General features: G+C 60.7%; 13 protein-coding genes. 7 read left to right on the top strand and 6 right to left on the bottom strand.

Annotated elements, in window-relative coordinates:
* Positions 1 to 11: 11 nt before the first annotated feature.
* From tcuA to AC1XDK_RS11400, 4 genes are read left to right on the top strand one after another with little or no spacing between them, the layout of a single operon-like run.
* Entirely contained in the window at positions 12 to 1,430 is a 1,419-nt protein-coding gene (gene tcuA, locus AC1XDK_RS11415; protein WP_483350031.1) for an FAD-dependent tricarballylate dehydrogenase TcuA, read from the top strand.
* The gene (locus AC1XDK_RS11410) at positions 1,427 to 1,960 is read left to right on the top strand and encodes a tripartite tricarboxylate transporter TctB family protein (protein ID WP_483350030.1); all 534 of its coding nucleotides are present in this window, start codon (positions 1,427 to 1,429) and stop codon (positions 1,958 to 1,960) included. Before tcuA ends, AC1XDK_RS11410 begins: the two co-directional genes overlap by 4 nt.
* Positions 1,960 to 3,468, top strand: a complete 1,509-nt coding sequence (locus AC1XDK_RS11405) for a tripartite tricarboxylate transporter permease (RefSeq protein WP_483350029.1) — start codon at positions 1,960 to 1,962, stop codon at positions 3,466 to 3,468. The genes AC1XDK_RS11410 and AC1XDK_RS11405 overlap by 1 nt, the downstream gene beginning before the upstream one ends.
* 36 nt (positions 3,469 to 3,504) lie before the next feature.
* Positions 3,505 to 4,647: a PrpF domain-containing protein gene (locus AC1XDK_RS11400; RefSeq protein WP_483350028.1), complete on the top strand. Its 1,143-nt coding sequence runs from the start codon at positions 3,505 to 3,507 to the stop codon at positions 4,645 to 4,647.
* Positions 4,648 to 4,987: 340 nt separating this feature from the next.
* On the opposite strand, the gene AC1XDK_RS11395 is transcribed toward AC1XDK_RS11400, so the two are convergent.
* Together AC1XDK_RS11395 and AC1XDK_RS11390 are read right to left on the bottom strand one after the other, a co-directional pair.
* Entirely contained in the window at positions 4,988 to 5,416 is a 429-nt protein-coding gene (locus AC1XDK_RS11395; protein ID WP_483350027.1) for an OsmC family protein, read from the bottom strand.
* A 432-nt stretch (positions 5,417 to 5,848) separates the two neighbouring features.
* Complete coding sequence (locus tag AC1XDK_RS11390; protein ID WP_483350026.1) at positions 5,849 to 7,123, bottom strand: RNA-guided endonuclease TnpB family protein; 1,275 nt, start codon at positions 7,121 to 7,123, stop codon at positions 5,849 to 5,851.
* 57 nt (positions 7,124 to 7,180) lie between these two features.
* Here AC1XDK_RS11390 and AC1XDK_RS11385 point away from each other — a divergent pair, with 57 nt between their 5' ends.
* Both AC1XDK_RS11385 and AC1XDK_RS11380 read left to right on the top strand, forming a co-directional pair.
* Complete coding sequence (locus tag AC1XDK_RS11385) at positions 7,181 to 7,321, top strand: hypothetical protein (RefSeq protein WP_483350025.1); 141 nt, start codon at positions 7,181 to 7,183, stop codon at positions 7,319 to 7,321.
* 94 nt (positions 7,322 to 7,415) lie between these two features.
* Positions 7,416 to 8,177, top strand: coding sequence for an IclR family transcriptional regulator (locus AC1XDK_RS11380; protein ID WP_483350024.1), 762 nt, complete (start codon positions 7,416 to 7,418; stop codon positions 8,175 to 8,177).
* Positions 8,178 to 8,867: 690 nt separating this feature from the next.
* Here the strand turns inward: AC1XDK_RS11380 and nagZ are convergent.
* The 4 genes from nagZ to AC1XDK_RS11360 all read right to left on the bottom strand — a co-directional run bounded on the left by nagZ (position 8,868) and on the right by AC1XDK_RS11360 (position 14,141).
* Positions 8,868 to 10,496, bottom strand: a complete 1,629-nt coding sequence (gene nagZ, locus AC1XDK_RS11375) for a beta-N-acetylhexosaminidase (RefSeq protein WP_483350023.1) — start codon at positions 10,494 to 10,496, stop codon at positions 8,868 to 8,870.
* A 4-nt stretch (positions 10,497 to 10,500) separates the two neighbouring features.
* Positions 10,501 to 11,667, bottom strand: a complete 1,167-nt coding sequence (locus AC1XDK_RS11370) for an exo-beta-N-acetylmuramidase NamZ family protein (RefSeq protein ID WP_483350022.1) — start codon at positions 11,665 to 11,667, stop codon at positions 10,501 to 10,503.
* 139 nt (positions 11,668 to 11,806) lie between these two features.
* Positions 11,807 to 12,982: a hypothetical protein gene (locus AC1XDK_RS11365; protein ID WP_483350021.1), complete on the bottom strand. Its 1,176-nt coding sequence runs from the start codon at positions 12,980 to 12,982 to the stop codon at positions 11,807 to 11,809.
* Between the two features lie 112 nt (positions 12,983 to 13,094).
* On the bottom strand, positions 13,095 to 14,141 hold the full coding sequence (locus AC1XDK_RS11360) for a serine hydrolase domain-containing protein (RefSeq protein ID WP_483350020.1): 1,047 nt from the start codon (positions 14,139 to 14,141) through the stop codon (positions 13,095 to 13,097).
* Between the two features lie 92 nt (positions 14,142 to 14,233).
* Here AC1XDK_RS11360 and AC1XDK_RS11355 point away from each other — a divergent pair, with 92 nt between their 5' ends.
* Positions 14,234 to 14,914, top strand: a complete 681-nt coding sequence (locus tag AC1XDK_RS11355; protein WP_483350019.1) for an HAD family hydrolase — start codon at positions 14,234 to 14,236, stop codon at positions 14,912 to 14,914.
* The last annotated feature ends 189 nt before the right edge of the window (positions 14,915 to 15,103 follow it).

Genomic DNA, 15,103 nt, shown 5'->3' with positions numbered 1-15,103 from the left:
ACCGTATTTACATGACTATACAATATTCGAAGACACACGAGTACGACGTCGCTGTCGTCGGGAGTGGAACAGCTGGATTGGTCGCCGGTCTCCGCACCGCGGAGCTCGGGTATTCGGTCGCAGTGCTGGAAAAAGCCCCGAAGGAACGACAGGGCGGGCACACGCGTTTCAGCGAGTCTTTCCGCGTCCCGTCCATCGGAACCGACCTCGAACAGTACGGCTACGAATTCGCCGTGGACAACTACACCGAGGAGGACTTCTATCAGGACATCATGAGCCAGACGAGCGGCAAGGCCGACGAAGATTTGACGACGACCCTTGTCGAGAACGCCGGTGAGACTGTCGAGTGGTTGACCGCGGCGGGCGTCGATTGGCGGATGGAACCGCTCGCGGTGGGGTACACCGCCGCTCGAACGTGGTTCGACGGCGAGGAGTACGTCGAAACGCTCACCGCCACCGCCGAGGAGGCGGGTGCGGACTTCTGGTTCGAGACGGAGGCGGCGGCCCTCCACCGCGCCCCGACCGGCGAAATCGACGGCATCGGGGCACGAACGCCGGACGGACAGGTCGAATTCGACGTGGACGCAGTTATTCTGGCGGCGGGCGATTACGGCTCTAGCGACGAGAAACGCGTCCGTTACTACGGTCCCGGGTACGACGAGATGAACGTCCGGGGCAGTCGATACAACACCGGTGAGGCGCTGGTGATGGCGGAATCTGCGGGTGCGAACCTCGTCGGGCAATGGGGCGGCGCACACATGGCGCTCATCGATGCAGCGTCGCCCGACGTCGAAGGCGGCGCGAACCGCGTCGATGGCTACCAGTACGGCGTCATCCTCAACGATCACGGCGAACGTTTCGTGGACGAAGGGGAGGACGCCAGGGCGCACACGTACGCGAAGTTCGGCCGGAAAATCTTCGAACAACCCAATCACGTCGGCTTCATCGTCCTCGATTCGAAAGCACACGACATGGTGCGGGCGACCGGTCCGTCCGACCCGGTTCAAGCCGACGATTTCGAGGACCTGCTCGCGGAAATCGGCTGTGGCGACCCTGCGGCCGGTGTCGAGACGATTCGGGAGTTCAACGCCGCGTGTGATCCGGCCGGATTCGACCCGAAGACGCTGGACGGTAACAGCACGGACGAGTTGAATCTCGAAAAATCGAACTGGGCGATTCCAATCGACGAACCGCCGTACTTTGCCTACGCCGTGACCGGCGGCATCACGTTCAGCTTCGGCGGCGTGAAAACCGACACCGACGCGTCCGTCATCGACACCCGGGATGGGTCCATTCCGGGTCTGTTCGCCGCCGGAAACAGCACCGGTGGGTTGTTCTACGACAACTACCCGGGCGGGACTGCACAGACGAACGCGGCGGTGTACGGGAAGATCGCGGCGGAATCCGCAGACACATACATACGACCATGAGCAACGAAGAAAACTCGAATGTCTTCGAACACAACCCGGCGACGCCCGTCGCGGAGTTTCTCCGGAAAGTGGACGGTGCCCCGTTGTTCTTCTGGTTCCTCATCGTTATCGCCGGATACATGTTCGTCACGGCGGGGGAGTTCTCCGCGTCTGCACGGTTGTTTCCGCGGCTGACCGCCGGGACGGTGCTCGTCGCTGGTGCGCTTAGATTGGCGACGACGCAGTTGAATCTCGGCATACAGCGTAGCGAAAACGTCGTGTTGAGTGGCCGGCAAGCGGAGGAAGTGGCGGAGTCCGATGAGGATGTCTCCCTCGAATCCATGCTCTTTCTCGGCTTACTGGTCGTCGGCTACGTACTCGGCGGCTTTTTGGTCGGGTTGTTCTGGCTGACACCCCCGTTCGTCTTCCTCTATCTACTGTACAAACGGCAACCGCTCTGGCGAACGGTGCTGCTCACTGCCATCATGACCGTCGTCGCCTACGGCTTCATGACGCTGATGAACCTCGACCTAATGACAGGGGGATTCTGATGGCGGACATCGGAATCTTCGTCGAAGCGACGAAAACGGTTTTCGCGTGGCCAAACGCCCTGCTCATCTTGCTTGGCGTTCTCATCGGCATTATCGGCGGGGCATTGCCTGGCGTCGGCGGTGCGCTCACCGTCGCGATAGCGATGCCGTTTACAATCGGGATGGGAAGCACGAGTGCCATCATCTTTCTCATGGCGATTTACAACGGCGTGATGTACGGTGGCAGCATCTCGTCGATTCTGTTCAACGTTCCGGGGGACTCCTCCGCCGCCGCGACGGCGTTAGAGGGCTATCCGATGACGAAACAGGGGCGTGCGATAGACGCGCTGACGATATCGGCCCTTTCGTCCGGGCTCGGTGACCTCTTCGGTGCTATCGTGATCATCCTCCTGATGCCGGTGATGGTCTCGTTGGTGTTGATGTTCGGAACGCCGGAGTACTTCCTGATAGCCGTCTTCGGCCTCTCGCTCATCATCGTCGTCTCCGACGGATCCTTCCTCAAGGACGTGATGGCGGGCGGATTCGGTGCACTCATCGCTACCATCGGCGTCGCACCGATGTCGGTGTCGGAGCGGTACACCTTTGGCATGCTTGGACTGTACGACGGCGTCAACTTCGTCGCCGCGCTCATCGGTATCTTCGCCATCTCCGAGATGTTCCGGCTCAGTCTCCGGGACGGTAGTATCTCCCGCGACGGCGATGTCGACGTGAGCGGAAGCGTGAAATCCGGCATCATGGACGTCCTCTCGAAACCGCTCACGCTGATCAAATCGTCCAGTATCGGTCTTCTGGTCGGTGCGATTCCCGGATCCGGCGGCTCCGTCTCGACGTTCATCGCCTACGGTGAGGCGAAACGGTCAAGCAAGAATCCGGACGAGTTCGGGTCCGGCGTCGAAGATGGGGTCATCGCGACCGAGTCCGCGAACAACGCGACCGTCAGCGGGGCGTTGATTCCGACGCTCACGTTCGGCATTCCCGGGAGTACGACGACCGCGGTACTCATCGGGGCGCTCATGCTCCACGGACTGCGTCCGGGACCCGCACTGTTCGACGAACAGATCGGACTGACCTACTCGATTTTCGCCACGCTCGTCATCTGCAGCGTCGTGATAATCGTTTTCGGGTTACTCGTTGTCAGATGGGCGGGATACATCACGACAGTCAACACAGACCTGATTATTCCGGTTATCATCTGTCTCTCGGTGTTAGGGACGTACTCGCTTCACTCGAACTACATCGACGTGTTCGTCGTTCTCGTGATGGGTTTCGTCGGGTATCTCATGGATTCTTATGGCTACTCGCTAGTGGCGTTCCTGTTAGGACTTATACTCGGGCCGATAGCCGAGGAGAACCTCTATCGGTCGCTCCAACTGAGCGGCGGTAGTTTCGACATCTTTCTCGCAACGCCGCTGCGTATCGTGCTCGTCGCGATGATCCTGTTCGTCGTCGTCGGGCCGTACGTGCGACCGCTTTTCGACCAACTGCATCGACGGGCAACTAACCAGTGATCCACCGATAACATCACTTTCCAAACTCAGAAAACAATGGACCAAGAGACGATTCGCTGTGCAATAGTACGGGGCGGAACCAGCAAGGGAGTCCTCATTGCGAGCGGTGAACTTCCGGCCGAACATCACGACGAGGCGATCCTCTCCGCGTTCGGGAGCTACGAACCGCGGCAAGTCGACGGGCTCGGCGGTGCGACTTCGACGACTTCGAAACTCATGATTGTCTCGCCGAGTTCCCGCCCCGATGTGGACGTGAACTACACCTTCGGGCAGGTCGGTGTCACGGAACCGATCATCGATTACGGCGGGAACTGCGGCAACATGACGACGGCGATAGGGCCGTTCGCGTACGACGAGGGACTCATCGACGCCGTTCCTGACGATGAAGGTCGCGTTTCGCTCTCGCTCTACAATACGAACACGGAGACGAAACTGGAACAATCGTTCCTGGTTGACGGGACGCGTGCGGCATCGACCGGTTCCTTCTCCATCGAAGGTGTCCCCGGGACCGGTGCGCGTGTCGATACGACGTTCGTTCACCCGGGCGGGTCGAAAACGGGGTCGCTCTTTCCGCTCGGTGAACCGACGGTCACGCTCGAAACCGAACACGAGCGTATCGACGCGACGGTGTTGGACGTGACGACGCCCGTCGCGTTCGTCCGAGCGGGAGACCTCGGACTCGACGGGACCGAGGACCCATCCCGTGTGGACACGGATCCACGACTACTCGAACGAATCGAACGGATTCGAGCACACGTCTGTGCGGAACTCGGTCTCGTCGATGACCCGGACGACGCGACGCGGGAATCGCCGGGCTATCCGAAACTGGCGTTCGTCTCCGAACCGCGGTCGTACGGGACGGGAGACGAACGGGTGAGCGCAGAGGAAATCGACCTCACGGCGAGAATCATGAGCATGCAGTACCTCCACCCGATTTACGCGGTGACCGGCGGCGCGTGTACGGCGGCGGCGGCGTTGCTCCCCGGAACGATTCCGAACGAGGTCGCCACTGCGCGTGGAAACGAAGTGACGCTCGGCCATCCACGGGGGACGATGACCGTCTCGGTCGCCATCGAATCGGGTTCCGTTCGTTCCGTGACGGTCTCCCGAACACAACGCCGTCTTATGGAGGGAACCGCGTTCTACACGCTTCCGGAGTCATCGTACTCGGACGAGTAGAGCGTTTGGAACGCCGAGACGAACGAAATCGGCTCTTCATTTCTTAGTAATACTAATCAGTATGAATATATAGTGTGTCTAATATTGCTGAATAGTATTACCAAATAATGCCACTAGACGTCATTGTCATCGAATCCCATTTCACGATTCGACGGTAGACGATCGCTCTAGGATTTCACGCCCGCGACACCGCCGCCGATCGCTGCACCACACTCGTTGCAGGCGACCAAGTAGAACCGTTTCGAGGCCGCGAAAAGTAGGTCATTGCGTCCATCTCCACGAATTCTACGTCGGACTCCTCGGAGAGCGTCGGCGCTTCTCAAAAACCGCGCTCGCGTCGTTAGCTTTCCAACGTTGCGTCGAGTGTGATGTCCGGTCCCGCGAGCGCCTTCGAAACGGGGCAGGTCTCTTTGGCGTTCTGTGTGAGGTCCTCGAAGGTGTCCTCGTCGATGTCAGGAATATCCGCCGTCAGCGTCAGGTCGATACGTGGAATTTCGAAGCCGCCGCCGTCGGCCTGTTCGAGGTGAACGTCCGCCTCCGTGTGGAGGCTGTCCGGCGTGTGTCCCTCCTCTTCGAGGAACGCGGTCAGTTGCATCGAGAAGCACCCGGAGTGGGCCGCTCCGATGAGTTCCTCGGGGTTCGTTCCGGGTTCGTCCTCGAACCGCGTCGGGAACCGAAACGTCCCCTCTATCTGTCCGCTCTCCGTTTCGAAGTCGCCGCTTCCGTCCTTTCCGCCCTGCCACGTGGTGTCGGCTTGTCTTGTAGTCATCGTCACCCCGACGTACAGTCGGCATCCGTATGGAAGTACTGGCCCCCAGAGTCGGGTCCCCGTCAGGCGTTCGAACGCCACGGTCTTTCGAGACGGATATTCAGATTGCCACCGTTTCGATACGAAGGAAATTATGTGGCATGCTCCCACGAATAACGTCGTGGGCTTCCTACGCCCGATTACGCTGGTTTGGGAACTTACCTTTCCGACCCGACACGCCGATGGGAGTGCCACTCCCCCGGTACTCCTATCCCGTACAGGACTCGGAGTTACTTGGTTGTTTTGTGTCGGTCCGCCGTCCGTGGGCTTACTTGTTTGATGAGGCAAACACCCAGTCAACTGCCAGTTTTCAGACTGTCAAACTCGATAGGGTACTATCTAATTGCCAGAACAAGATACGAACGGAGAGAACCTGTGACATCCTCGCCCGCCCTAAAGGGCGGGGCTTCCTACAAGGGAAGCCTCATCGTCGGAGGTTTCGGGACTATACTCCGAGAGAGTCGTCTGTCGGTGGTTCCGACTCGTCTCTCGGTGTCCCAAGGCACTGTCACACGTGCTCCCATCCTGTGGTGTGTCATCGTCCGTCAGTTTCAACGACAGACTCTCACCCCACGGGTTGAGGCGGCCAGCGATGTTCGCCGCCGCGTTAATATCTGCTTGATACTCCGTTACCCAACAGCCGTCGTTCGTACACCGGAATGTGGCTTGTCGTCCACGATATCCGAGGTATCCGCACGCGTGACACGTTTGGGATGTGTACGCGGGATTCACCTTCCGAACTGGTATTCCCACTTCGGTCGCTTTGTCTTCGATACGACCGGCAAGTCGGGCAAAGGCCCACGCGTGCAACCGGCGGTTCATGTACTTGCCGTAATCCAACCGTTCGCGGATGAACGACAAGTCTTCGAGGACGATAACCGGATTCTCGAACTGCCGGGCGTATTCGACCGCCTGTCGAGAGGCTTTCTCGACAATATCCGTCAAAGCGTTCTGGTAGTAGTCGAAGCGCTCGTCAATGCGCCAGTCGGCGTCACGTTGTTGAAGACGGCGGAGAGTCGTGAACATCTCCTTGCGGAGTTGTCGTGCCCACCCGCCGTCGAACAGCATCGGTTGAATTGGAGTATCGTCCTGACAGGCACAGCCCGCCAAGAGCGTGGATTCACCGATGTCGAAACCGACCGGTGTTGGGTTGTCTGGTACGTCTGGTTCCGCGACCGCGTACTCGACGGTGACGTGAAGAACCCAGTTCGTTCGGTGTTCTTGCAGTCGGAACTCTCCGACCGCCACATCGTCATTGAACAAGTCTGTCCACAGCTCCCGTTGAGCGGGATTGATACGGAGTGGAATCCAGAAAGCATTCCCTCGTCCGGCTTGCGGAACGCGCCAGCAGAACTCGTGTGTGCGGTCTTCGGAGTGGTCGAGTTTCCATCCCCGGTTCGTGAACCGGACGGGATGGTCGTCTTTGAGTTCCGAAGCGTTGTACGTATCCCGAAGTTTCGGGACGTAATTCTTGAGCGCGTCTTTGGCGTAAGACGTGAGCGTGTACGGTGTGACGATATCGTTGACCGCCGTTTGTGTGTCCGCGCCACTCTCGAAGGAATCAAAAAGGGCGCGGCGATACGTCGCCACGGTACGCTGAAGCCTTTGCTCTTTGTGCGCCGTTGGTTGCGCGAGCGTGGCTTGAAGCGTTTTCGTGGCGGTATCCATTACACTTATTCCTACAGCATCGAAGCACATAAAACGCACGGAAACTAACATAGATGTATGCCAAAAGATGTGCGGTTGCAGGTAAACGAGGAACAGCACGAATGGTTAACAGAACTAAAAGACGTGAGAGGATACACGTGGAAAGGATTGTTGTTGGAAGGAGCAAGGTGCCTCGACACCGACGATACGACCGAGTAGGACAGACTGCCGGGCGGAACACGTGCAAATGCCCAGCTAAACGAACGCGATTCCTCCCCGCCACAAGCGGCGGGGTTTCCTCGCTACCGCAAAGATGACCCGCGACTCCACCACACCCGTCAGAACGACCGCGCGGTCGCTCGACATCATCGACACCCTGCGCGAACTCGACGGTGCCCGTCTCACAGAAATCTCTGCCCACCTCGACCTTCCGGACAGCACGGTGCACAACCACCTCCGAACGCTCGTTCAACGAGGGTACGTCGTTCGAGACGGGAACACGTATCACGTAAGCCTCCAGTTCCTCGATTTGGGCGAGTACGCCCGCTCCCGTCGCAAAGTGTATGAACTCGCCAGTTCCGAAATCGACGAACTAGCGGCAGAAACCGAGGAGTCGGCGAACCTCCTCGTCGAGGAGGACGGGATGGGCGTGTACATTTACAACGCACAGGGGGGAAACGCCATTCCGCTCGACACTCACCCCGGAAAGCGCGTGCCCCTCCACGCGACGGCCCTGGGAAAGGCCATCCTCGCGTTCCTACCGGAGAGCAGAATGGACGCAATTTTCGAGCGAACGGGATTGCCCGCACGGACGCCGAAGACTGTGACCGACCCCGACGACCTCCGAACCGAAATGGCGACGATTCGGGAGCGAGGCTACGCCGTCGACGACGAGGAACGCGTCCGCGGCGTTCGGTGTCTCGCGGTGGCGATAAAGAACGAGAACGGGCAGGTCATCGGGGCCATCAGCGTCTCCGGCCCCGTGAGCAGAATCGAGGGCGAGTTCCGCGACCGGTTGTTGGACGGCCTACGCCGCGCGAAGAACATCATCGAACTGAAACTGGCACACGCATAGCGACCATCGAACGTCCAAATCACCGGAAAGGTGTCTGGTCGGCTCCGTGAAATCACGTTCACCTACGAGCGAAGCGTATCGCGCATTCCGGCGACGAGAATATTGCTCGAATCTTGGGATATTCACTAACACGTTCCCCTACTGTATCCGTTGTTGTTTACGAACAACACCTTTCCACATCTCCTGACAAGTCGTCGTGAGAGACGAGCGTATACTCGGCAACGCGGTACATACCACAATCCTTCTAAACCGGATGACCGTGGTATTGGCGATTCAAATCAGGTTGCGATTTTCCACGCCTTCGGAGGACATCATCGACGTACGGGAGTCGGAGGTGCACAAAAATAACTGATAGTTGATGTATCACACGAATACGACCATCGTAGAACGGAAGTTCCATGATATTTTGCCATTCGATATTGTATGTGTCGAACAATACTATACGCGGTATTTGCTGCTGAAAGTGGACAAATGAGTCGGTGTCTCGAAAAACGTCTCCGAGCGGGCACGGTAGGGTCGCAACCTCATCGTTTTCGAGTTTTTCTTGTCCTCCTATCTCGGTATGCCCACCTAGTAATACTTTCGAGTAATGCCGGATTGTGGAACTTCGGAAACTCCTGAAAAACACGCGGAAAAGGATACCTAGTCGGTTTTCCGACTGGTATTTTCATCCAGTATTACCAAAAGGTTTTACTCATCTGTACCCGGAATCGTTATCGGCAACCGACCGGACGTGGTTAGTTCTCCGACCAGCAGTTCGGTCGCCGCGGCGAGCGACGCCGCCGTGTCGTCGTACGTCGTGAGATACGTCCCTATTTCCGGCATCACGGAGAGGTCGTAGGGATTCCGGGTCGCGACGACGATCGGGTTCGCGCCCCGCTCCCGAAGTGTATCGACGACTGCCGCTTGGTCGGGGTTCGAGACGGCGTCCGACGTGCAGACGACAGTCGAGCGGTCGGCGACGGCAACGCTTTCGCTCGGTGACTCACCCGGCACGATGACGGTGCTATCGACTTCGACACCCGCCGCAAGTGCCGACGCGAACGCACCCTGTCGGTCGGCCGTCTCCTCGGCGCGCGACCCCCGTCCGGTGTCGAACTCGTAGACGGAAACGTGCCCAGATACTGGCAGTCCCTCGGACTCGTCACGGACGAGCGTGACGCCGCGCTCGGCGATTTCCCGCGCGACCGACCGACAGTCCGCCGCGGCCTCGTCCCACTCGGTTTCGTCGCCGACATACCCCGCTCCGTACGCTCGTTTGGCGCGGAGGACGCGTCGGACCGACGTGTCGATGTGGTCCTCGGAAATCCGCCCCGATTCGACCGCTTCGATGACGGCGTCGATGGCGTCGTGCTGTTTTGCCGGCGTGTGCGAGACACAGATTTGGTCACAGCCCGCTTCGACCGCCTGCACACAGCCTTCGACGGTTCCGACTCCATCGTCGATGGCCTTCATTTCCATGCAGTCCGTGAGGACTACCCCGTCGAAGCCCAACTCCTCGCGGAGGAGCCCCGTTACGACGCTCTGTGAGAGCGTCGCCGGTCGCTTCGCATCGTTCGTGATGGTCGGAAACGCGACGTGCGTCGTCATGACGGCCCCGATACCGCGGTCGATGGCGCGGCGAAAGGATCGCAGTTCCACCCTGTCGAGGCGTTCCCTGTCGTGGTCGATGACCGGCAGGTCGAGGTGGGAATCGACCGCCGTGTCACCGTGGCCGGGAAAGTGCTTTCCACAGGCGACGACGGCAGATTCCTGTAGCCCCTCGGCGAACGCGGCCCCTAATGCCGCGACTCGGTCCGGTCGCTCGCCGAACGACCGAACCCCGATGACCGGGTTGTCGGGGTTGTTGTTCACGTCGAGGACGGGCGCGAGGTCGATATCGACGCCGAGCGCGCGCAATTCCCGTCCCACGGCGTTTCCGGCTCGGGAAGCGAGGTCCGGGTCGTCTACCGCACCCAATGCCATCGCGCTCGGCAGTTCGGTGCCCCACGGGAGACGCGCGACCCGGCCCCCTTCTTGGTCGATGGACAGGAACAGCGGCGGTTTCCCGTCCGGAACGAACCCCTGTAGCGTGCGCGAGAGGGTTCGGAGTTGTTCCGGCGATTCGACGTTCCGGCTGAAGTAGATGACGCCGCCGAGGTGGCGCTCGGAGACGAGCGTCGCTATCTCCTCGGTGGGTGTCGTCCCGTCGAATCCCGCGACGAACAACTGGCCGACCTTTTCGGGAAGCGAGAGTGATGCAACGTCGGCTTCGAAATCCGTCAGGGAAGTCGGTGGATTCGTCGATTCCCCTGGCTCCGATTCGGTTGTCGAACTCATGGTGTCAGTATCGTAGATAGTCCGACCGCACGTCGAGGAATTCGGTTCGGTCCTCCTCCCAACTTCCGACGATGGTGTCGGCGATTTCCCGCGGTTCCGCCGAGGCGTCCGCGGCGTCTATCGTCTCGCGAAGGTAGCTTCCGCCCGCCAACTTGTCGATGAAGTAGTCGTCGTCGTAGGCTATCCACTCGCAGCCGTCGTACGCCGTGAACGCCGAGGCGATGACCGTCAGACCGACCGTTACGGGGTCGATAGCGTCCTGGTCGAGGACGTGAATCTGGACGCCGGTCACGTTCTCGCGTTCGTGTTTCGAGAACGTCGGCGAGAAGTACGCCGGACGGAAGGCGACGCCGTCCAGCCCTTGGTTCGAAAGTTCCGCTGCCCAGTCGTCCGCGTCTATCCACGGCGCACCGACGAGTTCGAACGGCTTCGTCGTCCCGCGTCCCTCCGAGAGGTTCGTCCCCTCGAAAAAGCACATGCCGGGGTACAGCGTCGCCGTCCCCGGCGTCGGCATGTTTGGCGACGGGTACACCCACGGGAGGCCCGTGTCCGAAAACCAGTCCGCCCGCGACCAGTCGCGCATCTCGACGACTTCCACGTCCGCACCCATGTCGAACTCGTCGTTGAAGTACGTCGCCAGTTCGCCCACGGTCATTCCATGGACCATGGGGAGTTCGTACGCGCCGACGAACGAGGCCACGTCGTCATCGATTCGGTTGCCCGCGACGGGGAGCGGCGAAATCGGGTTCGGTCGGTCGAGGACGACCATCCGTTTGTCCGCCTCCGCGACCCCTTTCAGCGCGTATCCTAACGTGTAGATGAGCGTGTAAAACCGACAGCCGACGTCCTGCATGTCGTAGATGACGGTGTCGATGCCGTCCATCATCTCCGGCGTCAGCCGTTTCTGTTCCCCGTAGAGGCTCTTCACCGGAAGCCCGGTGCGCTCGTCGGTGCTGTCTTCGACCTTCACCCCCGCCTGTGCGTCGCCCCGTAGCCCGTGTTCCGGCCCGAAAAGCTTCCGGAGGTCGAACTCCTCGCGGGCATCGAGCAGGTCTATCGTCGTGTTGAGGTTGCTGTCGGTTCCTGACGGGTTCGTGATAAGTCCCAATCGTTCTCCGTCGACCGTCTCGGAACGGTCGTTCAGCAACCGTTCTACGCCGAGTGTTACCATATCTTCGGCAATGCGTTATCCTCTTAAAAAACCCCATGTGGCGTGCGATTATCTGTCAGGGGTGGAACGAGACGGACACGTACACCATCTCCTGTGTCCATTCCCATCACCCGTATCCCTTCTCATCTCGCGTATCGCTTCAATCGCTCGTCGGCGCGATGGCGACGTCGAACCAGTCGAGGTGGTCCTCGCTCAGCAGCGCGTGGTTGTAGACGTGGAGTTCGTCGCCGAGACTGCCAACTTCCCCCACGAACCGCCGCCACTCCTCTTCGGTCCCGAGAACGCCGGGGTCGAGGGTGACTCCGACGTCGACCGGCATGTCGACGGCGTCCCGATACGCACGAACGCGACGCCGTGCGAGGTCACGGTCGTCGGTGTAACAGAGCGAGACGATGCGATCGAGGTGAGTGCTGATGCGGTCGAGGACGACCCCGGCGGGCCACCCGTCGTTCGGTTCGCGGCCGAGACCGTCCGACGCAGAGTAAGTCAACTCGACGTCGCCGCTGGCCGCCGCGATGCGTTCGAGGAACGCGTCGATGACCGACGCGCGGAACTCGAAGAGGTCGGCGAGGACGGGATACTCCTCAACGAGGTGCTCCAGCGACTCGACCTGCGGTGTCGGACTCCGAAGCACGTCGCGGGCGAGCGACCGAACGACGTCCCGGGCGCGGTCGAAATCGACCTCGTGACTCGCCGCCCGCTCTTCGCAGGCCGAACAGAAACACTGCGAGAGGAGGATTTCCTCGGGTTTGCCGCGAACGACCTGATTTTTCGCGTGGCCGAACGTATCTCCGTGGGGGTGAAACGCGTTCGGGAAGCCGATCGATTCGAGGTTGATGGCCGCGATGTCGTAGTCGGTCAGCGAGCGCACGACGTCCTCGAAGTAGGCGTGTACCTCGGGATTGGACGGACAGAAGGCGTGGTCGTGAGCGTCACCGAACGCGCTTTCGATGCGGTACTCGGGGTTCGACGCGCCGAGGTTCGAGTTATGAAAACAGACCAGCCACGCAGTCACGTCGATGCCGTCCTCGGTCAACCGTTCGACGACGGCCCCGAACGGGTCGGGGTGGCCGTCGATTTCGTTCACCGGTGGGTCGATGGGTGTGTCGGCGAACCGCTCCGGGTCGGGTCGGAAGTAGCAACCACCTTCGTACGATTCGAATAGATCGTCGGGGGAACGCGGGTCGAGCGTTCGGATGGAGTGATAGTGCGCGGCGACGGTGACGCTCGTCACGCCCAGTTCGGCGAGTTCCTTCCTCGTCGTGTCGGGTGATTGTGAGAGCAGACGCCACGGATAGCTCCAGACTGCGACCATACCAGCCAACGTTCGCGTCGTGTAATAAATATCCTCCGGCCGGGGCAAGAGTAAACGACCACGGGTCAGGTAACCCGTGGAACTCTCGCTGTATTTTCTTTAGAAAATCGACTCAGTCGAAGCGTCCGGCGGCGACCATCGCGTGGAACCGTTCACGGAAGCGGATGAGGCCGGTCCCCTTCCCCTCGTACACCTGATTCGTGAGCAGGACGGCGAACCGGTCGTGGGCGTGGTCGAGCCACAGCGACGTCCCGGTGTAGCCCGTGTGACCGAGTCCGACCCGCGACCAGTTCGGCGCGGGATAGGTTTCGTCGGCGAGTCGCCACCCGAGGCTGTGGCGGGTGTCGAGGTCCGGCAACCAGTCGTCCTGTAGCCGCTCGATAGTTGCCGGAGAGAGGAGCGTCCCGTCGGCAGCGAGGTACGCCCGTGCGAACGCCGCGAGGTCGTCCACCGTCGTGAACAGGCCCGCATTCCCGCTCTGCCCGTGCATCGCCCACCCGAGCGGGTCGTGAATCTCTCCACGGAGGACACGGTCACGGTACTCGTAGTCGTAGGTCGCGGCGACGTTCGAGGCGTCGCCGAGCGGTCCGAGTCGGGAGTGCTCCATCCCGGCGTGGCCGAACACGTACCGTTCCGCGAGGTCGCCGAGCGAGGCGTCCGTCGCCCCTCGAAGCGCCTCGGCCAAATGGACGAAGTTGAGGCAACTGTACTCGTTTCGACTGCCCGGTTCGGCTTCGAGTATCGACCGGTCTCGAAGCCCTTCTATCACGTCGCTCGGCGACTCCCACGACTCGGAGAACGCGTACGGTTGAAAGCCGGAACTGTGAGTTAGCAGGTCGAGGAGTCGAACCTCGCCGCGCCGATAGCCGTCGAGGGAGGGGACGTGTCGCCGGAGTTCGTCCGAGAGGGTGATATCCCCCGCCTCGACCAACGAAAGCGCCGTCGTCGCCGTCACGACGGGTTTGGTCAACGACGCGCCGTCGAAAACTGTTTCGCGGGTCATCGCCGCGCCGCGCTCGGGGTCGCGTTCGCCGACGACGCCGACCGCCTCGATTCCGTCCGTCGTTCCGACTGCCGCCACGGCACCGGGATACGCTCCCTCCTCCACTCCGCGAGCGAGAACCGTTTCGAGCGACTCGTCTCCTTTCGACTGTGTCATTCCGCTGAACGAGGGAAGCGGACCGTCTTAATCCTTTGCCGGCCCTCCCGCGGTGAACAACCTATTTGTGGGTTCCGACCAAGGGACCACTCGTGACCTACGATTCGCTGTTGTTCGACGTGGACGGCGTCCTTCTCGCCTTCCACCCCGACCACCCGACAGTTTACCGACAAGCCGTCGCGGAGACGTTCGATGCGTTCGACCTGTCGCCCACCGACGATGACCTCGACGCCTTCATCGCCGGGGCGACGGTCGAGGGAATGCGCGGCGTGTGCGACGACCACGGCGTCGATTTCGAGCGGTTCTGGGCCGAACGCGAGGCGAACTCGTCGCGCCTCCAATCGCGGATGATGGACCGCGGCGAGCGGGTTCCCTACGACGACTGTGCGGTCCTCCCGGACCTCGCCGCCAACCACGACATGGGCGTCGTCAGCAGCAACCAACACGCCACCGTGGAGTACATGCTCGACCGCTTCGACTTCACCCACCTCTTTGAAACGGTGTACGGCCGCGAACCGACGGTAGCGGGGTTCGAGCAGATCAAACCCGAGACCTACTACATCGAGCAAGCGATGGCCGACCTCGACGTTACCGACGGCCTCTACGTGGGTGACAGCGCCTGTGACGTTCGTGCCGCCCATCGTGCGGGCCTCGATTCTGCGTTCATCCGCCGTCCTCATCGCGAGGGCTATGACCTCCCGGAAGAACCGACCTACGAAGTCGAATTGCTCACGGACCTCCGTTCGCTTCCCGGCGTCGTGAACGCCGTGTAAGTCCCCGTTCGTTTCCTCACCCCCCCTTTGCGGTTTCTGGTCGTGTGTCGTCGAAAAGCGACCGCTTCGCCTCGAACCGACTCCCATTTCGACACAGCCGAAACGGGGGGAAGAACCCATTGAACGCTGTGTTATTCCGCCGCTGAATGTTCAGTGTGGCATCTCACTACGACGAACGGATTCGGAGGG

The sequence above is a fragment of the Haladaptatus sp. HS23 genome (genome assembly GCF_056892285.1).
Note: the sequence above shows the minus strand (reverse complement) of the source record. Positions and strands in the feature narration are given on the sequence as shown.